The organism is Campylobacter sp. CNRCH_2015_0338h, from assembly GCF_025772785.1.
GTDB lineage: Bacteria > Campylobacterota > Campylobacteria > Campylobacterales > Campylobacteraceae > Campylobacter_D.
Genome location: NZ_JAKMST010000001.1, coordinates 164,254 through 186,773 on the forward strand (window position 1 = coordinate 164,254; position 22,520 = coordinate 186,773).

Genomic DNA, 22,520 nt, shown 5'->3' on the forward strand with positions numbered 1-22,520 from the left:
ACTATAAGAAAGTGTAATTATATTTTTATACTCTTAAGGCAGAATGTATAGAATAAGTATTTTTACTTTTTGATCTTGAAGTTAGAATATGCTGAAATATATTATAAATTAAATCAATGTGAAGCATTTTGCTTCACGTATTATTTTTCGCTACTGTCTTTTTCTTTTTTCTTTTTCCATAAATGAAGCACAACTCCACATGCACCACCAACAATAGCAGCAATGATAAGATTTGTGATGAAATCCATCGAAATCCTTTTTAATGTGTTTTCATTTTGATAAAAAATGATTTTGGATTATAATATAAAAAAACATAATACTATATTAAAGGAAAGTATATGGAAGAAAAGTGCGATTTTACAGAATGTGGATTTAATTATACTTTATCTTTGATTTCGGGAAAGTATAAGATGAGTGTTTTGTATTGTTTGTTTCGTTATGAAGTTGTAAGATATAATGAACTTAAAAGATATCTTGGCAATATTTCTTTTAAGACTTTAACACATACTTTAAGAGAGCTTGAAAATGATGATTTAATCACGCGTAAAGAATACCCACAAATCCCTCCAAAAGTAGAATACCGTCTTGCTAAAAAAGGCAAAAGTTTAATTCCTATTTTACAGGCAATGTGTGATTGGGGTGAGGCAAATCAAAAGGAAGAAAAATGATAGAATTATTAGATGGTATAAATTTAGAAAAATACATGGGTACATGGTTAGAAATGGTTAGAAAACCTGCATTTTTTCAAAAAACTTGCAAAAGTGCTAAGGCAGAATATGAGCTAGAGTATGAAGGCTCTACGCCTATAATTAAAGTCAAAAATATATGCACAAAAGAAAATGGAGAAATCTCTCAAGCAAATGGCAAAGCTAGGGTAAAATCTCCAAGATCTTTAGCGGTTAAATTTAGTATATTTATGAATATTTTTAACAAGCCAAATTATGAGATTATTTACATTGATACAAATTATCAAGTTTCTATTGTAGGTAGTCCTGATAAAAAATATCTTTGGATTTTATCAAGAGAGATTTTAGCAAAAGAGCAAATAAACTCTTTGCTTGAAATAGCCAAGCAAAGAGGTTTTGATACTAGCGATGTGATTTTTGATGAGCATTAATCTTCTGCACTCATATCAATTACATAGCGGAATTTGGCTTTTCCTGAAGTGAGATTTTCATAAGCTTTGTCAATCTCGCTTGGTTTGATGAGTTCAATTTCAGGATAAATTCCATGTTCTAAAGAAAAATCAAGCATTTCTTGAGTTTCTTTAATGCCCCCAATAAGCGAGCCATATACTTTTTTACCTGCTTTATGTACAAAGTGAATGATGTTAATGCTAGGACTTACTTCATGTGGAGGTAATCCTACTATAGCCATCTCACCACCAAATTTTAATAAATCCATATAAGCTAGCGGATCATAAGGGGTTGGTATGGTAGAGATGATGAGGTCAAATCTTTCTTTTACCACGCTTTTGTCTGTACTAGTATAAAAATTACTCACACCCATAGCTAAAGCTTCTGTTTTTTTGTTCTCATTTCTTGCAAAAACACTTACTTTTGCACCCATTTTTACAGCATATTTAACTGCCATCATACCAAGTCCACCAAAACCTGCTATGGCTACGCTTGAGCCTTCTTTGATGTTTGAAAATTTAAGCGGTGAGTAGGTAGTAATGCCTGCACAAAGTAAAGGCGCTACTTTGTCAAGCGGAGCATTTTTTGGTACATTGATAGCAAATTTTTCACTTACTACGATGTTGTTTGAGTAGCCTCCATAGGTGTTTTCATTATCATGAAATACATCTTTGCAGTTATAAGTGTAGATGGTTTTACCATTTTCGCAAAATTGCTCTTGAGATTTTTTGCATGCTTCGCATTCTCCGCATGAGTTTACCATGCACCCAACTCCAGCAAAATCACCTACTTTAAATTTACTCACATTTTCACCCACTGCGATAACTTCTCCTGCTATCTCATGGCCAGGTACGCAAGGGTAGGTTGCTTCGCCCCATTCGCTTCTTGCAGTGTGTATGTCGCTATGACAAATTCCTGCGTATTTGATAGCGATTAAGATGTCGTTTTTGCCTACTTTATGGCGTGTAAATTCAAAAGGGGTGAATTTAGAATCCTTGCTAAGCATAGCATAACCTTTGCTTTTAACACGACCATTTTCTAAAAAGATTTTTGAGTCCATTTTCTCTCCTTTGTGATTTTTGAAATTATAATAAAGCTAGGTTTTTATTGCAATAGGGAAAATGAAGTAAGATACTATACTTAAGGTGCGTTTGTGGGTTTTGGTTTGATTTTTATGGTATAATTATTTAAATTTTTATCCATAAGGAAGCCATGGAACTTAAGCATTTTTCAGAAGATGATACTAGAGTTAAACTCATAGATGTAAAACTTCACGCTAGCTCTTGGAGTGAAGAAAATATCATAAGAAATTATTATTTTACTGATGGGCGTAAGCTTATAGGAAATAAAAGAGGCGAAAGAAAATTTGCAGATTATTTGTTGAAATTTCAAAACAATAATCTTGCTATCATAGAAGCTAAAAAACAAAGCAAAGATCCTTTAGATGGCTTATCTCAAGGCATAGAATATGCCAGAATTTTAAACGTAGCATTTGTATATAGCACTAATGGCGATAAAATTTATGAATACAACTTAAAAACTTCAAGCGGTGAGTATATAGAAAAATTTCCAACCCCAAGTGAGCTTTTTGCTAGGATTTACGGAAATTTAAAAGAATGGCAACACAAGCTTTTATCGCAGCGAGAATTATACATACCCCAAAAAGAATTAAGATATTATCAAAAGATCGCAGTTGATAAAGTCATAGAAGCTTTGATCAATGGTAAAAATAGAATTTTACTCACTCTTGCTACGGGTACAGGTAAAACCACCATAGCTTTTGCTTTGTGTTATCGTTTGCTTGAAGCTAGGTGGAATAAAACAAATCAAGATAAAAAACCTAAGATATTATTTTTATGTGATAGGGTAAGTTTAAGAGATCAAGCTTTAGGAGAGTTTAATCCCATAGAGGGTGATTGTGTGGCAGTGAGTGCGCAAGAGTTGAGAAAAAACAATGGCAGAGTGCCTACAAGTGCAAATGTGTTTTTTGGAATTTATCAAAGTCTAGCTTCAAATTCAAAAGAACAAGAAAATGTTAATGAAGAACAAGAAAGCAAATTCTACTTACAATACCCCAAAGACTTTTTTGATCTTATCATCATCGATGAATGTCGCAGAGGTGGAGCGAATGAAGAAGGTAGCTGGGCAGGGGTGCTAGAGTATTTTTCATCGGCTACGCATTTAGGGCTTACTGCTACGCCTAAAAAAGCGATAATGTAGATACTTATAGGTATTTTGGTGAGAGTATATATGAGTATAGTCTTAAAGATGGCATAGAAGATGGCTTTTTAACTCCTTATAAAGTTAAGCGTGTTACGACTACGCTTAGTGAAGGCTATGTGTATAACCCTGATGATATCATAGAAGGTGAGTTAGAAAAAGGCTTTTATAAGATCAATGAATTTGAAAGAAATATTCACTTACCTCAATACAACGATTTTCTAGCTAAAGAAATTTTAAAGCTCATCAACCCTATGGATAAAACCATCATCTTTTGTGTTAACCAAGCCCACGCAAGCGAAGTAAAAAGAGCCATTGATAAATTTAAAAGTGTAAAAAGAGATGATTACTGCGTGAGGGTTACAAGTGATGAGGGTAAAATAGGGCTTGAGTACTTAAAGCAGTTTCAAGATAATGACAAAAGCTATCCTGTGATACTCACTAGTTCTAAAATGCTAACCACAGGAGTAGATGCTAGAAATGTCCGCAACATAGTGCTTTTGGCAAATATAGGTTCTATCATAGAATTTAAGCAAATCATCGGAAGAGGCACTAGGGTGTATGAGGGAAAAGACTTTTTTACTATACTAGATTTTACCGGAGTAACAAGACTTTTTTATGATCCTAAATGGGATGGCGAGCAGATCAAAGATGAAGAAAAAACCGAAGTAAAAACCATACAAAACAAAAGAGAGCAAAGCAAGCCTAAAGAAACAACCAAGCAAAAAGAAGTCACCGTGCATTTAAAAGGCACCAAACTAAAAGTGCTTGATATAACGACAAGCTACATAGGAGATAGCGACAAGCCACTTAGCACAAAAGAATTTTTGGAATTTTTAGTAGGAAAATTAGCAGAATTTTATAACGATGAGACAAGGTTACGCGAGATTTGGAGTAACCAAGCAAGTAGGAAATAATTTTTACAAAAACTTGAAAAAGACCGCATAAGCGAGCAGGTTTTGGAAGAATTGACAGTGATTTTTGAGCAAAAAGACTGCGATGTGTATGATGTGCTAGCACACTTAAGCTTTAACAGCGAGATAAAAACACGCCATGAACGCGTGCTAAATGTAAAAAATAGTGCATTTTTAAAACGCTTCCAAAAAGAAAAAGCCTTAAAGCTTGTGGAGTTTTTACTAGATAGGTATCAAGAGTATGGCATAAAAGACTTTGATAGCGGGTTAAAAACACTTATAGATCTTAGCTCTTTAGGTAGCGTAAAAGAGCTAGTGAGTGAATTTGAAGGTATGGAAAATTTAAAACAATGCATTGATGATTTACAAAGGGAGATTTATTTAAATTAAGGGAGAGAAAATGGAACACAAAGAAATTTATTCAAGAATTTTAGATATTCATAAGCATATCTTTGAACAACTAAAATTTGCAGAAACCAAAAATAATATTTTATTAGTCTTTATTGTGGCTTTTATAGTTATGGGTGTTAGATTTTTGCAATCATCAAATAGCTATGCAGATATCAGAGTGCTTGTAAATTTTATGCTAATAATATTGTTATGGGCTGCTTTTGAGTTGTTATTATCTTTTAAGCCTGTTTTAAATAATAAAGAGAAAAAATATAATTTTCTAGTTCGTATATACATGTATTTTACAAAATCAAAAAACAATTCTAATCCGTGTAATATATATTTCTTTAAAGATTTGGCAAGAATTAACAGCAAAGAATTAATGGAGGTTATTATTAGAGACTTAAATGATAATACAGAAAAAGAAAAAATTCAAAATGATAAATTTATCAATGATTTACTAAATCAAATTTGTGTATTATCGTTAATTACCTTAAATAAACATAAATGCTTTTTAAATTCATTTTTTTACATAGCGCTGTTATTTATATGTTTTTTTATTATTATAATTATAGAATTTTTTTCCATCATAATAAAAATATTTTAAAAAAGGAGCAAGAATGGATTATATAGAAAAAATAAATGAGTTATATAACAAAATAACAACTTCTAAAAATATTGAATTTGAAAAATACAACACCATAAATACAAATAATATCCAATTAGAAACCAATAAAGTTGCTGTTATAGATGATGTTACATGTGTATTTGTGGATATGGAAAATTCGACAAAAATGGCTATAGGACAAATTGATAAAGCATTAAATATTCAAATACCATATATAAGAGCTTTAGTGGAAATTTTCCAATTACATAATGCTAAATATATTGATATACAAGGTGATGGCGGATTTGCATTATTTGATGGAAATAATTCAAAAAGCAATGGAATATATGTAGCTGCAATTATAAATACATTATTTAATAAAAAATTAAATATGAATATTAGGATAGGTATAGATTGCGAAACGGTATATGTGAAAAAAGCAGGAAAAAGAGGTGAAAATAAAGAAATTTGGTTAGGAAGACCTGTTTGTTTGGCATCAAAATTATGTAATATAGGTCTTAATACTATATCTGAGCATGTTAGATTTAGTAAAAATATTTCTTTTTCTAATGTTTTAACAGATATTAATCCAACAATATACAAGCAAATAAATAATCTTAGTTGTGTATACGCTTCAGATTTGGTTATTAAACAGTGAAAACTAAAACTTGGAAAATAAATAAATTAGAAAAAATATGTGAAATTTTAGACAATAAAAGAGTTCCGATTTCACAAAAAGATAGAATAAGAGGAATTTATCCTTATTATGGTGCTTCGGGTATAGTTGATTATATTGATAAATATATATTTGATGAAGAATTAGTATTAATTGGGGAAGATGGAGCAAAGTGGGGTGCTTTTGAAAATTCAGCTTTTATTGCGAGTGGAAAATATTGGGTTAATAATCACGCGCATATTTTAAAGCCAAATAATGAGACGTTGATAAATAAATTTTTTAAATTATTCTAATTTAGAAAAGTATATTACAGGAGCGACTGTTAGAAAGCTTAATCAGCAAAAATTAAAGCAAATTGAAATTCCACTTCCACCACTCAAAGAGCAAGAAAGGATAGTGGGGATTTTAGATGAGAGTTTTGCAAAGATAGATGAGAGTATTAAAATTTTAGAGCAAGATTTGCTAAATTTAGATGAGTTAATGCAAAGTGCCTTGCAAAAAGCTTTTAACCCTTTAAAGGATAATACTAAGGAAAACTACAAACTCCCACAAGGTTGGGAATGGAAAAGCTTAGGGGAAATTGGAGAAATAATTACCGGAACAACACCTAGTAAAAATAATCCGAATTTTTATGGAAATGAGTATCTGCTATTTAAGCCTAGCGATTTAAATGGAGATATGATAATAAAATTTGCAAGTGATAATTTATCAAAAGTAGGTTTTGATAATGCAAGAAATTTGCCGAAAAATACTATTTTGATAGTTTGTATAGGTGCTTCTATCGGGAAAGTAGGATTAAGTGGAGTTAATGGGAGTTGTAATCAACAGATTAATGCCATTATTCCAAATTCTACTTTTGTTTCAAAGTATTTATTTTTTGTATGCTTAAGTAACTATTTTCAAGAAATTCTTAAAAAAAATGCTTCTCAAACTACCTTACCAATTATAAATAAAACAGAATTTTCTAAATTACAAATCCCCATGCCCTCACTCAAAGAGCAAGAGCAAATCGCTTTGTATTTAGATGAGCTTTCTTCTCATGTAAAAAATTTAAAGCAAAACTATCAAATGCAGATAAAAAATCTACAAGAGCTTAAAAAGTCCTTGCTAGATAAAGCTTTTCAGGGAAGATTATAAATGTTAAAATTTTTATCAAATTTTAACATAAGGACTAGATATGTTAAAAATTTTTGATTTTTTTAACATATTTTTTTATAATGTTAAAAATTTTAAAAAATTTTAACATATGGAAAAATTATGAAAGAATTCATACCACCAAAACTTCCTTTAGATATAGAATTAAATGCAAATATTTATGGTCTCATCATTAGGGCTTCGAGAAAATTAGCGGAGTTAAATGGACTTAGCAAAAGCATGCCTAATCCAAATATATTAATCAATGCTTTGATCTTGCAAGAAGCTAAAGATTCTAGCGAGATAGAAAATATTATTACCACTCACGATGAACTTTTTTTATCTCAAATCGATGAAAGTAAACTTACAAGAGCGGCAAAAGAAGTGAAAGACTATGAAAATGCTTTAAAAAAAGGATATGAGCTTTTAAAAAAAGAGCAATTATTAAGAAATGCACATATTTTAGAAATTCAAAAAAGACTAGAAAGAAATAATGCAGGTTTTAGAAAACAAAGCGGAACTACACTGATAAATCCTACTACAGGAGAAATCAAACACACTCCCCCGCAAAATCCTAGTGATATACAAGAACTTATGGGAAATTTGGAGCGATACATCAACGATGATACTTTAGATGAACTTGATTTTTTGGTAAAAATGGCAATCATTCATTATCAATTTGAAAGCATACATCCATTTTACGATGGTAATGGTAGAACAGGCAGGATTATCAATATACTTTATTTGGTTTATAAAGGCTTGCTTGATTTGCCTATCTTGTATTTAAGTGCTTATATAGTAAATAACAAAGAGGAGTATTATAATCTTTTACAAAAAGTACGCGATGAAGGTGCAATTTTAGAATGGATAGAATACATACTCAAAGGTGTAGAGCAAACTGCTATAAAAACGATAAAAACCATTACTATAATAGAAAAAATGATGTCTAATGTAGGTGAAATTTTGCAAAATAAAACGAATTTTTACAGCAAAGACTTTGTGGAGCTTTTGTTTTCTCATCCTTATACAAAGATAGACTTTTTGATAAATAAATTAGATATTTCTAGGCAAAGTGCCTCAAAATACCTTAAAATTTGTGAAAATTTAGGGGTGCTAGAGTGTATTAAAATGGGTAGAAATAATTATTATATTAATATAGAACTTTTAAGACTTTTTAGAAAGGGAATTTTTTAAATGCAAGGTAAAATCGATAAAATCACAGATATTTTAAGACGCGATGATGGCATAAGCGGTGCTATGCATTATAGTGAGCAGATTAGTTGGGTGCTTTTTTTGAAATTTTTAGATGATTATGAAGAAGAGTTAAAGCTAGAAGCTGAGTTAGATGAAAAGCCTTATAAGGCTATTTTGCAAGAAAAATTTAGTTGGAGGGCTTGGGCAGCACCTAAAACAAGTGAAGGAAAGCTTGATGTAAAAAACGCTTTAAGTGGAAGTGATTTGCTAAGCTTTGTGAATGATGAGCTTTTTCCATACCTAAAAAGTTTTAAAGATAATGAAAATTTCAAAAGCATAGAGTATAAGATAGGTGGAATTTTTGAATTTATAGACAACCGCATAGCTAATGGCCATACTTTAAGAGAGGTTATAAATTTAGTTGATGAGCTAAGTTTTAGCAAAGAAAGTGATGTATTTGCTTTGGGTGAGGTTTATGAGAAGCTTTTAAAAGACATGGGAAGCGATGGGGGAAATAGCGGGGAGTTTTATACCCCAAGACCTTTGGTTAGAGTTATGGTGGAGGTGCTAGACCCTAAAGCAAAAGAGAGAATTTACGATCCTGCATGTGGGAGTTGTGGATTTTTAGTAGAGAGTTTTTTGCATATTCTTTATGAAGATAGGGCAAAAAAGAAAAAAGCAAATTTGAGTGTGGAAGAACTTGAATTTTTACAAAATGATGCCTTGTTCGGTAAAGAAAAACTCCGCTTAGTTATGCAATGGGTGTGATGAATATGATCTTACATGAGGTTAAGTCCCCAAATATCATCAAAACTAATACTCTAAATAAAAAAATCACAGACATAACTGAAAATGAAAAATACGAAGTGATTTTGGCAAATCCTCCTTTTGGTGGTAAAGAAAAAGATCAAATTCAAAATAACTTTCCTGTAAAATCAAACGCTACCGAGCTTTTGTTCTTGCAGCATATTTTAAAGTCTTTGAAAAACAATGGAAGATGTGCCATAGTAGTGCCTGAAGGGGTGCTTTTTCAAAATTCAAATGCCTTTGTGAGTGTAAAAAAAGACTTGCTAGAAAATTTTAATCTTGAATGTGTTTTAAGCTTGCCAAGTGGGATATTTTTACCTTATAGTGCGGTTAAAACTAATGTGCTTTTTTTCTCTAAAGGGCAAAGAAGCATTTGTGGTGAAAACGATGAAAGTGTATATTACTATGAGCTTGTACCACCTTTTAAATTGACTAAAAACAAACCTTTAGAATACACGCATTTACAAGAATTTTTAAAATGTTATAAAGAAAGAAAAATCACGGCTAATTCTTATTTGGTAAGTAAAAAAGAACTTGAAGAAAGAAATTATGATTTAAGTGCTAAAAACCCAAACGTAAAAGAAGAAAAAACTTTGCGTGAAGTAGAGGAAATTTTAAGCGAGTTAGAGCAAAATCAAAAACAAGCAAAAATGCTTTTTGAAAAAATTCAAAAAGCACTTGTTTAAGGCATTAAAACAATATCCACTAAATCATTTTCTTTTATATCACCATGTGCTATCATAAGTGCAGCTTTGTTATTTAGGTTGTTGATGATGGCACTTGAGCCTTGTTTTTTACCTTTTAAATTGGCATAAATTTTTCCATCTTTAAATTCTACATTGCAAGCTACAAATTCTAAATGTGGACTTTTTTTCTTATAGTCAGTATTTGCAAATGCCTTAAATACATAGTCTTTTTCTTGTAAAAGCCAAGCATTTAAAAGTTCTCTTACATATAAATTAAACATCACCATAGCCGAGTATGGAAAACCCGGCAGGGCAAAGATGAATTTGTCTTCAAATTTGGCTATTTTGATGTGTTTGCCAGGCTTTACATCGACTTTATCTATGATGATTTCATACTCTTTAACAGCTTGCTTTAAAAAGTCAAAATCCCCCATGGAAACTCCACCGGTGGTAACTAAAATATCACACGCATTAAGTGCTTGTTTTAAAACACTTGGAGTTTTTTGTATATCATCTTTTAAAAGTGGGAAAATTCTAGCTTCAGCACCAAGTTTTTTTGCCATATTAGCTATAGCTACATGGTTTGATGAGCGAATTTGTGCAGGGTGTTCTAAGCTTTCGCCTAAGTCTTTGATCTCACTTCCACTGCTTAGCACGCCTATGATAGGTTTAGCAAAAACGCTAATATGAAAGTGTCCAAGCTCGGCTAAAAGTGCTATCTCGCTATAGCCTAGCTTTGTGCCTTTTGTGAGTAAAATTTCACCTTTGGTGTAGCTCTCTCCCACCTTTCTTACAGCAAAGCCTTGTGGAACTTTTTCTCTTATATAAACCATGTTATTTTTAACTTCTACTTTTTCCACAGGCACTAAGGTATCACAACCCTCACTCATTAAAGACCCTGTAAATGTTTTAACACATTCTTTATTTTGTATTTTAAAGCTTGGAAAAACTCCCGCAGGTACTTCGCCTATGATAGACAAAGGCTCATCTTGTTCGCTAAATTTGATCGCATAGCCATCCATAGAGGCTGTGGGAAATTGAGGGTTGTTAGTAGAAGCTTTGATGTCTATGGCTAAAATTCTATCTAAGCACTGTGTTAAGGCGATGTTTTCTATCTTTTCATATGTTTGTATGTGTGAATGAAGTATGTCTAAACTTTGGCTATAAGAAGTTAGCATTTTAGTCCTTAGTGCTTAAAATTCCTGCTCCTTGAAGTTTCAAAGAGCGTTCTTTGGCATAAATTTTTTCACCATTAATGATATCATATTTCCATATAGGTGCACTTGCTTTAAAATCTTCTACAAAGTCATTAATCAGCTTAAGTCCTAATTTTCTTTGCTTACTTAAAACCCCAGTAAAATAAGAACTCTCATGCACCTTAACCTCACCGATAGAGTGAGCAAACATCAAGCTTACATTTTCATTTGCAAGTTTTTGGCACCACTTTTCAAACCAAGTTTTTAATAAAGGCTCATATATATCAAAACTCAAAGCTTCAATCTCATTTTCAGCTCTAACTATACCGCAAAATGTGATCAAAGCTCCGCAGTTTTTGTCTTTAGCATATTCATACCATCTAGCATAAATGCTAGGAATTTCTAAGGCTCCTTGATGTAATTCAAACATGACTCATCCTCCACAAACCGGTGGTAATAAGCATATTTTATCTCCATCTTTTAAGGTAGTTTCATCATCAAAAACCATTTCATCATTTAAAGCAACCGCACAAAGCTCAAGCCATTCTTTTAAGCTTTCATCTTGCCCTAAAATTGCTTTTAATTCTTTAAGATTGCTTACGTTTAGTTCTAAGCTTTCTTTGTTAATTGGCCCTAGAAATTCAACTTTTACCATTTTTTACCTTTATTCTTTGATTTCTAAAATTCCCATCATTCCAAGATCTTCATGCTCTAAAATATGGCAGTGAAACATTCTAATACCGGTAAATTTTTGACTCATTCTAAGTCTTAATTCTTCCCCAGGTCTTGCATTAATCGTATCTTGCAATGCTCTGAATTTTGCTTTTGTTATTTTACCCTTAAATTTAGAAGATATGAGTTCAAATTGTGTTCCATGTATATGGAAAGGATGGTCCATATGTGAAGAATTTTTTACCACCCATTCTTCCACTTCATTTAATTTTGAGGTTAAATCAGTTCTATTCATATCAAATGTTTTACCATTGATTAAAAACATAGAAGCAAGGCTTTTTTTGATTTCTTCTTCATTTTTTTTATCAATACCATGCATTTGCATATGATCTTCACTCATAATCACTTCTTTAAAGCTTGTAGCTTCTTTTAAAGGTGGAAATTCGCGTAATTTTTCAGGTATGTTTTCTATAGTTTTTTCTACTTTAAGATCAGCTAGCATAAGAGTGTAAGGTTCTTCTTTAACAAGCATTTTATCGCGGTCATAATAAATGCTTTCAAGTTTAAAATCACCCTTACTTGCTTTGATTAGTACTTCTACTCTTGAAGCAGGACTTAAAAATAACTCATCTAATTCAATACCTTTTTCTATAAGCCCTCCATCGGTCCCTACTAAAATAAATTTAGCGCCTTTAATGCGTAAATTTAAATATCTTGCCGCACAAAAATTATAAATACGAATTCTTTGAGCTTTGTCAAGTGTTATTTTTGGCTTTAATTGTCCATTGATAAGAACTAAATTTCCTTCTCTACCATTTAGCCAATCAAATAAATTATTATCAGGAATTTGTGCATTTTCATCTAAACGCAAATCGCTAATCACCCAATCTTGTTCTTGTAAATGCGACAATGCATCTTTTTTAGCTTTAACTACAAATACCCCTGCTAAACCTTTATAAACTTGCTTTGCTGTGGTATAGTGTGGGTGTGGATGATACCAGTAAGTTCCTGCTGAATTTTCTCCAAGTTTAAAGCGATAAATTTTTTCTCTACTAGGCATGATAGGATCATGTGGATTACCATCTTGTTCAGGTGGTATATCAAGTCCATGCCAGTGGATAGTAGTTGGTTTTTTTAAGCTATTTTTTACCAAAATTTCTACAGTGTCACCTTCATAAACTTCTATTTTAGGTCCAGGTATAGAGCCATTGTAAGTAAAGCATTTTGTTTTTTTACCTTTAACAAGTTCTATTTGACTTTCTTTGATTTCTATACTTGATCTAAAGAAATTTTTCTTTGTACTTGTATTTTTTAGAAGTTTTAAATTTGCTAATGCTCCTCCGCTAGGAAAGTCTTTTTCATCGAGTAATTTAATGTTTGGATTTTCTAGTTTGATAAAAGAAGTATCGATTTCTTTTGTATCTTTTTGTGTATGTTTTGAGTGCATATTGTGATGAGAATGATCTCCCATTGCATAAGCACTACTAATACTTGCTAAACTTAAAGCATTAAATTTTAAAAATAACCTTCTATCCATTAAATTTTTACTCCTAAATTAATTTTGATTATAACTATTATTTGATTAATGATTGTAAATTATAAAAACAAGATATAATTTTAATATGATTTGCTATACAAGTGGTTTTAAATCAAAAAATTAAGGAAAGATATGCTAATTAAAAATCATTTAGATAAAGACTTTCAAACTCCTGCTTATATTTTAGAAGAAGATAAACTTAGAAAAAATTGTGAGCTTTTGGCTAAAGTGAGCGAGCAAAGTGGAGCAAAAGTTTTACTTGCTCTAAAGGGTTTTGCTTTTTCAGGTGCTATGGATATAGTGGGTGAGTATTTATCAGGCTGTACTTGCAGTGGGCTTTGGGAAGCTAAATTTGCAAAAGAATATATGGATAAAGAAATTCATACTTTTTCACCTGCTTTTAAAGAGGATGAAATAGATGAAATCATCGATCTTTCACATCATATAGTATTTAATTCTTTTAATCAGTTTAAAAAATTTAAAGACAAAGCAAGTAAAAAGTCTCTTGGTTTGCGCTGTAATCCAGAGCTTTCAGTGGCTCCAAAAGAACTTTATAATCCTTGTGGTAGATTTTCAAGATTAGGAATTCGTGCGATTGATTTTGAAAATGAAGATTTAAGTGCTATAAGTGGGCTTCATTTTCATGCTTTGTGTGAAGAAAGTGCGCATTCTTTAGAGCTTATATTAAAAGCTTTTGAGGCTAAATTTTCAAAATTTATTAAAAATATGAAATGGGTTAATTTTGGTGGGGGTCATCATATCACAAAAGAAGGCTATGATGTGCAAAAATTAATTGATCTTTGTAAAAAATTTAGCGATAAATACGGGGTGCAAGTGTATCTTGAGCCAGGTGAGGCTGTGGGTTGGCAGTGTGGGACTTTAGTTGCAAGTGTGATAGATATAGTAGAAAATGAGAAAAAAATAGCTATTTTAGATACTTCAAGTGAAGCTCATATGCCAGATACTATTATCATGCCTTATACAAGCGAGGTTTTAAATGCTAGAATTTTGTCAAGCCGTGATGGGGAAAAATATAGCGAGTTAAAAGAAAATGAATTTGCTTATTTACTTGGTGGTAATACTTGCTTAGCAGGGGATATCATGGGTGAGTATGCTTTTAATCAAGAGTTAAAAATAGGGCAAAAAATAGTATTTTTAGATCAAATCCATTATTCCATAGTTAAAAACACCACTTTTAATGGAGTAAGGCTTCCAAATTTAATGTTCTTGGATAAGAAGGAAAATTTATCTATGGTAAGAGAATTTGGTTATGAAAATTATTCAAAAAGAAACTAAAAATTGAGTTTTTTTGTAGTTTTTTGCAAATTTATGTTTTTTAAATAAAACTTTTTTTAAAATAAAAATGGAAACTGAAAATTAACAAAACTACAACGCTAAGCTTTTTCTAGCGTGTAATGTTTAGGAGTAATTTATGCATAGGGTTATACTAGCTCTTTTAGCTTGTTTTAACTTTCTATTTGCTCAAGAAAATTTTGAAGTTAAAAATACTCAAATTTGGGATGTGCAAAGAGTGATGAATATAGAAAGTTATCAAAATTTTGGTGCTTTGTGGACTAAACTACAAGGTGAATATATTGCAAGTGCTGTTTTGATTATACTTATAGTGGTAATTTCAGCTTTTGCATTGCATTATATGGTCATAGGTCCAAAGAAATTTTCTCATGATGGTAAGAAAATTTATGCCTTTTCAGTATTTGAAAGATTGTTTCATTTTGTAGCGGCAATTTCTTGGATTATCCTTGTGCCAACCGGTCTTATTATGATTTTTGGATCATATTTTGGTGGTGGATTTTTTGTAAGAATGTGTAAAAACTTACATGGCATTGCTACTATTTTATTTATCATTTCTATCATTCCTATGCTTTTATGTTGGATTAAAAGAATGCTTCCTGCAAGTTATGATTTAAGATGGATGATGATGGTTGGTGGATATTTAAGTAAAGAGAAAAAACCTGTGCCTGCTGGCAAGTTTAATTTTGGTCAAAAATCTTGGTATTATATAGCTGTTTTTGGTGGATTTTTGATGATAATCACCGGTGCGTTTATGTTTTTCCTTGATTTTAATTCTACTTCTTTACAATCTATTTTTGGAATTTCTCATATAGATATTTTAAGAGCTTCAGCTATCATCCATAATATTTTGGGTATTTTATGCGCGGTATTTTTTGCTATTCATATTTATATGGCTGTATTTGCTATTAAAGGAAGTATCCATTCTATGATTAGTGGTTATAAAGAAGAAGAGGAAGTTTATATTTTACATTCTTATTGGTATAAAGAATTAAGCGATAAAAAACAAATCAATCCATCATTTACTTACGATTCTAAAACAAAATTTTAAAATCTCACTTGATTTTTTTAAATTTTCCTTGTTATAATCAAATAAAAATAACAAGGAAAATTAATGATACAAGATATTGATCTTTCGCGTAAATATTTTTATGAATTTTTTTCAAAAGCTTTTAATTTTATCGATGAAAATGAATTTAAAATTTGGCACGAGCAAGTTTTAGTTTTAGCTCAAAGTCCTTTAGATGATAGTTTAAAATCTGATTTTGAAAAACTTAGCGCATGCGATTTTGTAAGTTTTAAAGAAGAACAAAATGGGGTATTTTTTGATTTTTCTTATGTGAATGTGCCTATTAGTGCTTCTTTTTATGATGAGGGTAGAGATGATGGTAAAATGAAACTTCAAGCTTGTGAAATCATTAGAAAAACCAAATTTAGAAAAAAAGAAGATTGCAGACAAAGTGAAGATGAATTTGGCTTTTTGTTTGCTTTTATGGCAAGTATTATTGAGCATGATTTAAAAGTTGCACAGCAATTATTTCGCTTTGTGATAAACCCTGTAATAGATGAGTTTATAGAAAAATTACAAATCCATAAAAACTCAAATTTTTACATTGCTATTGCCAATATTATGAAAGTCTTTTTTACAAACGAAAGAGCTTATTTAGAAGTACAAGCACCTATAAAAAAAGAAGGTAAAAGTATAGCAGATGAAGCTTTACAAAGACTTCCTTATGAACCAAGACTTCCTACTAAATTTAGTAAAACAAATATAGAAGAACTTAGCAAATTATAAAAATAAATATGTATTTTGTTACCAAAATACATATTATCAAAATCATCTTTTTATGAAAATAGAAATTAAATAAAATCTTAAGTGAAAATATGCAAAAGTTATAATGTTTAAGTGTGTAAATACTTTAAAATTAAGTATTTATAGTTATTCTTTACTTTTATTTCAAAGGAGAGAACATGGAGGCCAATCAAAGAAGGGATTTTTTAAAAAAATCTTTGAAAATTGGTGCTTTAGGGGTAGTAGCTGGAGCGAGCGTTAATGCTTTAGCTAAAGATGATTACCAAGAGCAAAATACCGTAGTTTTAGGAAAAAGTACTAAAAAAGAAGTGCTTTATAAAAAAACTATGCATTGGGAAAAATACTACAAAATAGCTTACTAATTAAGAAAGGAAGAAGATGGCATTAGCAAGAAGAAATTTTCTTAAGCTTGCTGGTATTGCTGGTCTTGGAAGTGCGGCTTTTGGTAGTGAAAACAAAGCTATTAGAGCTGCAAGTGAACAAGAAGTAGCAAATCCTTATCCAGATTCTAAGATTGTTAGAACAATCTGTAGTATCTGTAGTGCAGGCTGCGGAATTAAAGCAGAAGTGCAAGATGGAGTTTGGGTGCGTCAAGAAAACGCTATAGAACATCCTATTTCTCAAGGATCACACTGCTGTAAAGGGATAGATCAAATCGATCTTACTAAATCAAAACAGCGTATTAAATATCCTATGAAAAAAGAAAATGGCAAATGGGTACGTTTAACTTGGGAGCAAGCTATCAATGAAATTGGTGATAAAATGCTTGAAATCCGTAAAGAAAATGGACCTGATAGCGTTATGTTCTTAGGTTCGGCTAAATTTAATAACCAACAAGCTTATTATTTTAGAAAATTTGCAGCATTTTGGGGTACTAACAATATAGACCACGTTGCTAGAATTTGACACAGCGCAACAGTCGCCGGTGTGGCGAATACATGGGGTTATGGCGCTATGACAAATCATTTTGGTGATGTGACTAAACATTCAAAAATGATGATTATTTTTGGTGCAAATACTGCTGTGGCTAATCCTATTGGATTTAAACACTTATTGCAAGCAAAAGATCGTAATAATGCTAAATTAGTAGTTGTAGATCCTGTATTTACAAAAACTGCAGTACATGCTGATGAATACGTAAGAATTCGTCCAGGTACAGATATAGCTTTAGTTTATGGTATGCTTCATTTGATCTTCAAAAACGGTTGGGAAGATAAAGAATTAATCAAAACTAGAACTTATGGGGTTGAAGAAATAAAAGCAGAAGCTGCTAAATGGACTCCTGAAGTTGTAGAAGATGTAACAGGCGTTCCAGCTGCTCAACTTGAAAAAATCACAAGAATGCTAGCTACAATCAAACCTGCTACGCTATTTTGGGCTTTAGGTATTACTCAACACTCAGTAGGTAGCTCTAACACAAGAATTCTAGCTATCTTACAACTTGTTCTTGGTAATATAGGTAAACCAGGCGCAGGAACAAACATCATCAGAGGACATGATAATGTTCAAGGTGCTACTGATATGGGTTGTTTGGCTGATACTTTACCAGCTTATTATGGACTTGATGATAATGCTTGGAATCATTTTTCTAATGTATGGAATGTCGAAAGAGAGTATTTAAATTCAAGATTTTATTCTAAAGAATGGATGCATGAAAAAGGCTTTTCGCTAGCAAAATGGTGGCAAGGCGTTTTACATGAAGAGAAAACTTATTCTAACTCACCTATCCGTGTACTTTGGGTGCAAGGAACAGGTATTACTTCTATGGCACATACGGTAAAAATTCAAGAAGCACTTAAAAAACTTGATATGATCGTAATTGCTGAGCCTTTTGTAAATGAAGTAGCGGTTTTAGCAGATCGTCCAGATGGTATTTATATCATCCCAGCTTGTACTCAATTTGAAACAGAAGGTTATGTAACAGCGACTAACCGTGCTATGCAATGGCGTTCTCAAGTAGTAAAACCAATTTATGAAAGTAAAGAAGATCAAGAGATTATGTTTGCTTTTGCTAAAAAATTTGGTTTTTATAAAGAATACACTCGTGGTATGAAAATGGAATTAAAAGATCATAAACTTGTACAAACAAGAGATGATAGTGATGATAATTTCATATGGCCTGATGATGCCACAAGAGAAATGAGTAATGGTCTTTTAAGTATAGGCTTAAGAGGTATTTCAGCTGAACGTCTAAGAAAACACCAACAAAATTGGGAACATTTTGATCCTGATACTCAAAGAGGTATTGGTGGTGAAGTTAAAGGTGAATATTATGGCTTACCTTGGCCTTGTTGGGATAAACAACACCCAGGTACTTCTATCATGTGGAACACGGATATTCCTTATGAAGAAGGTGGTATGGGCTTTAGAAATCGCTTTGGTTTAGAGCATGATGGGCATTCTCAATTAGCAGATGAAGCCTTTACTCCAAAAGGATGTAAAGTTAAAGGTGGCTACCCGCAAATCACTAAAGAAAATATCGAAAAAGTGTTTAATATTAAACTAAGCGATAAAGAAAAAGAATTAATGGGCGCTAGCTGGAGCACAGATATTTCAGGTATAATCTTAGAAAAATGTAGGGAAAAAAGTGCTTGTTGTTTAGGTAATGCAAGAGCGAGAATGAAAGTTTGGGAATTTGCTGATCCTATTCCACTACATAGAGAGCCTATTCACTCGCCTCGCTGGGATTTGGTTAAAAAATATCCTACTTGGGGTGATCAAGAGAAAAACTTTAGGGTTGAAAGTAAATTTATTAGCGAGCAACAAAAAACAGATTGGAGTAAAGAGTTTCCAACTATTATTTCAAGTATGCGCTTAGTAAATTTAAGTGGCGCGGGTATGCTTGAGAGAACTAGTAAATATCTTGCTGCAATCACACCTGAGATGTTTGCTAATGTACACCCTGAACTTGCTTTAAAATATGGTATAAATGATGGTGATATGATGTGGATTCACTCGCCACAAGGTACTAAGATTAAAGTAAAATGTGTACATAATCATTCAGTTACACCAGATAGAATTTGCTTGCCTTATAATTTTGCAGGTATTATGCAAGGAGTGGATTTAAGTTACAATTATCCTGAAGGTACTAAACCTTATACTATAGGGGAAAGTTCTAACACGGTTACTAACTATGGTTTTGATATAAATACGCAAATTTCTGAGTTTAATGCAGGACTTTGCAGACTTGAAAAGGCTTAAGGGGTAAGTTATGGCTAGAATGAAATTTTATGTAGATAATAATCGCTGTATTTCTTGCTTTGCTTGTCAAGTAGCTTGTTCAAGTGCGCATGAAGTACCAGTGGGAATTAATAGAAGAAAAGTAATCACTCTAAATGAAGGTATAGAAGGCAAAGAGTTTTCAACAACTCTTGCTTGCCAACACTGCACAGACGCTCCATGTGAGCAAGTTTGTCCTGTAAAATGCTTTTATATTAGAGCTGATGGTATTGTTTTACATGATAAAAAAACTTGTATAGGTTGTGGGTATTGTCTTTATGCATGTCCTTTTGGTGCTCCACAATTTCCAAGAGACGGTGCTTTTGGCATTAAGGGTGAAATGGACAAATGTACTATGTGTGCAGGTGGTCCTGAGCCTACTAACTCTCATGAAGAAAGAGAGCTTTATGGACAAAATCGTATTGCAGAAGGTAAAGTACCTATGTGCGCTGCGGTTTGTTCTACAAATGCACTTTTGGTTGGTGATGCAGCTGAAGTTAGTGCAATGTATAGAAAAAGAGTTTTACTCAAGGGTCAAAACTTAGGACTTGATGCAAAATAACTCAAAGGGTGTTTACAAGCACCCTTTTTTACTACTTATAATCCAAGGTTAATTCATGGAAGAGCTAATTTTACAAATTCAAAAAAATCTTGATGAAAATAATAAACTTACTTGTAAAAAAGCACTAGAACTTTTAAAACAATACTCTAAAGAAGATTTTCAAGCCATTATAAAAGAATTAGGCGTAAAAATTTCAGATTGTGAGCTAGGTCAATTTGGCAAGTTAAATAAAAATATAGCAAAAAGTGAAATTTTGGAAAAATTAGAAACAAAATTAGATTCTAAGCGTCGCATATCATGCAAAGATGCTTTAGAATGTGCTAAAGACTTTAACATGGCTGATATGAGAGCTACACTTAAAACTTATAAGATTGATGTTAAATACTGTGAACTTGGTTGTTTTGAAGAAAAAAAAGGTAAAAAATTTCATGTAAAAAGTAAAATTTGGGTAGAAAATTCTGATGGAGAATTGCTTTTTGGTAAAGGTAAAACAGATATTTTAGAATTAGTAGGAGAATGTGGAAGTATTTCTCAAGCAGCTAAACAACTAGGGATTAATTATAAAAAAGCATGGCTTTATATACAAGATTTAGAAAAAAATATGAAAGAAGAATTACTTATTGCTAAAAAAGGAAGAGGAAGTGAGTCAGGTAGCAAACTTACTCCAAGAGCTTATGAGTTAATTCAAAATTTTAAAATTTTACAACAAGATGTAGAAGAATACACCAATAAACGCTTTAAAGAATTATTTTTCAAGAAAAATCAAGAAAAAGATAAAACTTAATTTGAATACAAGTTATAACAATATATCATTAAATAAAAAAGGTAAAAGATGAAAATTGATTGTAGAGATTTAGCTTGTCCACGTCCTGTGATAGAAACAAAAAAAGCTTTAGAAGAGTTACAAGAAAATGAAAATTTAGAAATTCTTTTAAATTCTCAAGCTTCTAAAGAAAATGTAATGAGATTTTTAAAATCTTTAAATTTGGAATTTAATGTTAAAGATTTAGATGATGAGAGTATTATTAGCATTGTAAAAGATGACAATATAGCTCAAACTCAAGAAAAAAAATTACAAGAATACAATGTGTTATTTTTAAAAAGCGATAGGGTAGGCGAGGGAGAACTTGGAAAAAATCTAATGCTAGGCTTTTTAAAAACTTTAAAAGATTTACCAAATAAACCTGCAAAAATCCTTTGTGTTAATGATAGTGTTTTGATGAATACTGATTGCTCTCATATGGCATTTGAAGCTATGAAGGAACTTGAAAATTTAGGAGTTGAAATTTATAGTTGTGGGGCATGTTTGGAATTTTTTGGCAAAAGCAAAGAGCTTAAAATAGGTAAAATAGGTAATGCTTATGAAATTTTAAATGAACTTTTTGGAAAGGCAAAGATTATCTCTTTATGATATATAAAGATCAAAAACTAACCCAATATGTAAAAGCTGCGGGTTGAGCTGCCAAATTAGACTCGGTGGGTCTTGACAAAATTCTTGGCATTTTAAAACCGCATGAAAACATTTTAAGTGGTATTGATAATAATGAAGATGCAAGTGTTTATAAGCTAAATGAAGATTTAGCTTTAGTGCAAACTCTTGATTTTATCACACCTGTGGTTGATAGCGCGTATCATTTTGGCGCTATAGCTGCTGCAAATGCCTTAAGTGATGTATTTGCTATGGGTGCTGAGGTGATTAATGCTTTAAATATTGTAGGCTTTGATACTTGTCATTTTAATAATGAAATTTTACTTGAAGTGTTAGAAGGTGCTAGAGTTAAGGTTGAAGAAGCTGGTGCTGTGCTAGTAGGTGGGCATACTATAGAAAATGATGAATTTATTTTTGGTCTTAGTGTAACAGGTGTAGTTCATCCTAAGAAATTTATAGCTAATAATAGCGCAAAAGATGGTGATGTGATTTTACTTACCAAGCCTATAGGTAGTGGTATTATTAGTACTGCTATCAAGGCTGGTTTGCTAGAAAAAGCAAAGATTTTAAAAGCAGTAGAACAAATGAGTTTTTTAAATCTTTATGCAAGTCGTATTTTAAAGAGGTTTAAAAGTCTTAGTGCTTTAAGTGATGTTACCGGTTTTGGTCTTTTGGGACATTTAAAAGAAATGTTAAATAAAGAGCTTATGATAGAAGTATATAAAAATGAAATTCCTTTAATGGATGGAGTTTTATCAATGGCTAATATAGGGATTATTCCAGCCGGAGCTTATAAAAATAAAGATAGTCTAAAAATTTGGGTTGAAAATTTAAATGAAAAAGATGAGGATATAGTGTATTTTGATCCTCAAACTTCAGGTGGACTTTTAGCTAGTATGAGTGAAAATGAAGCAATTGATGCTTTAAAAATCTTAAAGGATCATAATATTGAAGCAAAGATTATTGCTAGATGTGTAAGAAATACTCATAATTATTTATTATTGCGCTAATATTTTA

19 protein-coding genes and 3 pseudogenes are annotated in these 22,520 nt (G+C 31.5%); 17 read left to right on the forward strand and 5 right to left on the reverse strand.

The window, feature by feature from the left end; genetic code table 11:
* Positions 1 to 338: 338 nt before the first annotated feature.
* Together rrpA and L8X30_RS00860 are read left to right on the forward strand one after the other, a co-directional pair.
* Positions 339 to 668, forward strand: a complete 330-nt coding sequence (gene rrpA / locus L8X30_RS00855; RefSeq protein WP_263678524.1) for a MarR family transcription factor RrpA — start codon at positions 339 to 341, stop codon at positions 666 to 668.
* On the forward strand, positions 665 to 1,117 hold the full coding sequence (locus tag L8X30_RS00860; protein ID WP_263678526.1) for a lipocalin family protein: 453 nt from the start codon (positions 665 to 667) through the stop codon (positions 1,115 to 1,117). Before rrpA ends, L8X30_RS00860 begins: the two co-directional genes overlap by 4 nt.
* Here the strand turns inward: L8X30_RS00860 and L8X30_RS00865 are convergent.
* Entirely contained in the window at positions 1,114 to 2,196 is a 1,083-nt protein-coding gene (locus L8X30_RS00865; RefSeq protein WP_263678527.1) for an NAD(P)-dependent alcohol dehydrogenase, read from the reverse strand. The genes L8X30_RS00860 and L8X30_RS00865 overlap by 4 nt on opposite strands.
* Positions 2,197 to 2,348: 152 nt before the next feature.
* On the opposite strand from L8X30_RS00865, the pseudogene hsdR reads away from it, so the two are divergent.
* The 6 genes and pseudogenes from hsdR to L8X30_RS00905 all read left to right on the forward strand — a co-directional run bounded on the left by hsdR (position 2,349) and on the right by L8X30_RS00905 (position 9,764).
* A pseudogene (hsdR, locus tag L8X30_RS00870) lies at positions 2,349 to 4,660 on the forward strand (EcoAI/FtnUII family type I restriction enzme subunit R).
* Positions 4,661 to 4,670: 10 nt separating this feature from the next.
* Positions 4,671 to 5,267, forward strand: a complete 597-nt coding sequence (locus L8X30_RS00875; protein WP_263678528.1) for a hypothetical protein — start codon at positions 4,671 to 4,673, stop codon at positions 5,265 to 5,267.
* Between the two features lie 13 nt (positions 5,268 to 5,280).
* A complete protein-coding gene (locus L8X30_RS00880) occupies positions 5,281 to 5,925 on the forward strand; it encodes a hypothetical protein (protein WP_214098601.1) in 645 nt (214 codons plus the stop codon).
* Positions 5,922 to 7,080: pseudogene (locus L8X30_RS07905) on the forward strand (restriction endonuclease subunit S). Before L8X30_RS00880 ends, L8X30_RS07905 begins: the two are co-directional and overlap by 4 nt.
* A gap of 120 nt (positions 7,081 to 7,200) precedes the next feature.
* The gene (locus tag L8X30_RS00900) at positions 7,201 to 8,271 is read left to right on the forward strand and encodes a Fic family protein (protein WP_263678532.1); all 1,071 of its coding nucleotides are present in this window, start codon (positions 7,201 to 7,203) and stop codon (positions 8,269 to 8,271) included.
* Positions 8,272 to 9,764: pseudogene (locus L8X30_RS00905) on the forward strand (N-6 DNA methylase).
* Here the strand turns inward: L8X30_RS00905 and L8X30_RS00910 are convergent.
* The 4 genes from L8X30_RS00910 to L8X30_RS00925 are packed head-to-tail and all read right to left on the reverse strand — an operon-like array spanning position 9,761 to position 13,169.
* Entirely contained in the window at positions 9,761 to 10,942 is a 1,182-nt protein-coding gene (locus L8X30_RS00910) for a molybdopterin molybdotransferase MoeA (RefSeq protein WP_263678533.1), read from the reverse strand. The pseudogene L8X30_RS00905 and the gene L8X30_RS00910 overlap by 4 nt on opposite strands.
* Before the next feature lies 1 nt (position 10,943).
* Entirely contained in the window at positions 10,944 to 11,390 is a 447-nt protein-coding gene (locus tag L8X30_RS00915; protein ID WP_263678535.1) for a molybdopterin synthase catalytic subunit, read from the reverse strand.
* A gap of 3 nt (positions 11,391 to 11,393) precedes the next feature.
* Positions 11,394 to 11,615: a molybdopterin synthase, small subunit gene (locus tag L8X30_RS00920; RefSeq protein WP_039617593.1), complete on the reverse strand. Its 222-nt coding sequence runs from the start codon at positions 11,613 to 11,615 to the stop codon at positions 11,394 to 11,396.
* A gap of 9 nt (positions 11,616 to 11,624) precedes the next feature.
* Positions 11,625 to 13,169, reverse strand: coding sequence for a multicopper oxidase family protein (locus tag L8X30_RS00925; RefSeq protein WP_263678537.1), 1,545 nt, complete (start codon positions 13,167 to 13,169; stop codon positions 11,625 to 11,627).
* Between the two features lie 132 nt (positions 13,170 to 13,301).
* On the opposite strand from L8X30_RS00925, the gene nspC reads away from it, so the two are divergent.
* From nspC to selD, 9 genes are all read left to right on the forward strand, one after another.
* Positions 13,302 to 14,465, forward strand: coding sequence for a carboxynorspermidine decarboxylase (gene nspC, locus L8X30_RS00930; protein ID WP_263678538.1), 1,164 nt, complete (start codon positions 13,302 to 13,304; stop codon positions 14,463 to 14,465).
* A gap of 136 nt (positions 14,466 to 14,601) precedes the next feature.
* Complete coding sequence (locus L8X30_RS00935; protein ID WP_263663798.1) at positions 14,602 to 15,531, forward strand: formate dehydrogenase subunit gamma; 930 nt, start codon at positions 14,602 to 14,604, stop codon at positions 15,529 to 15,531.
* 63 nt (positions 15,532 to 15,594) lie between these two features.
* Positions 15,595 to 16,275 carry a molecular chaperone gene (locus L8X30_RS00940; protein WP_263678540.1) on the forward strand — a complete coding sequence of 227 codons (681 nt, stop codon included), beginning with the start codon at positions 15,595 to 15,597 and terminating at the stop codon, positions 16,273 to 16,275.
* Between the two features lie 176 nt (positions 16,276 to 16,451).
* Positions 16,452 to 16,655, forward strand: coding sequence for a twin-arginine translocation signal domain-containing protein (locus L8X30_RS00945; RefSeq protein WP_012661099.1), 204 nt, complete (start codon positions 16,452 to 16,454; stop codon positions 16,653 to 16,655).
* Between the two features lie 16 nt (positions 16,656 to 16,671).
* The gene (locus L8X30_RS00950; RefSeq protein WP_263678542.1) at positions 16,672 to 19,494 is read left to right on the forward strand and encodes a formate dehydrogenase subunit alpha; all 2,823 of its coding nucleotides are present in this window, start codon (positions 16,672 to 16,674) and stop codon (positions 19,492 to 19,494) included.
* Positions 19,495 to 19,504: 10 nt separating this feature from the next.
* Positions 19,505 to 20,074 carry a formate dehydrogenase FDH3 subunit beta gene (fdh3B, locus tag L8X30_RS00955; RefSeq protein ID WP_039662920.1) on the forward strand — a complete coding sequence of 190 codons (570 nt, stop codon included), beginning with the start codon at positions 19,505 to 19,507 and terminating at the stop codon, positions 20,072 to 20,074.
* 55 nt (positions 20,075 to 20,129) lie between these two features.
* The gene (locus tag L8X30_RS00960; RefSeq protein WP_263678544.1) at positions 20,130 to 20,858 is read left to right on the forward strand and encodes a winged helix-turn-helix domain-containing protein; all 729 of its coding nucleotides are present in this window, start codon (positions 20,130 to 20,132) and stop codon (positions 20,856 to 20,858) included.
* A 48-nt stretch (positions 20,859 to 20,906) separates the two neighbouring features.
* Complete coding sequence (yedF, locus tag L8X30_RS00965; RefSeq protein WP_263678546.1) at positions 20,907 to 21,485, forward strand: sulfurtransferase-like selenium metabolism protein YedF; 579 nt, start codon at positions 20,907 to 20,909, stop codon at positions 21,483 to 21,485.
* A complete protein-coding gene (selD, locus tag L8X30_RS00970; RefSeq protein WP_263678547.1) occupies positions 21,482 to 22,513 on the forward strand; it encodes a selenide, water dikinase SelD in 1,032 nt (343 codons plus the stop codon). Before yedF ends, selD begins: the two co-directional genes overlap by 4 nt.
* Positions 22,514 to 22,520: the final 7 nt, after the last annotated feature.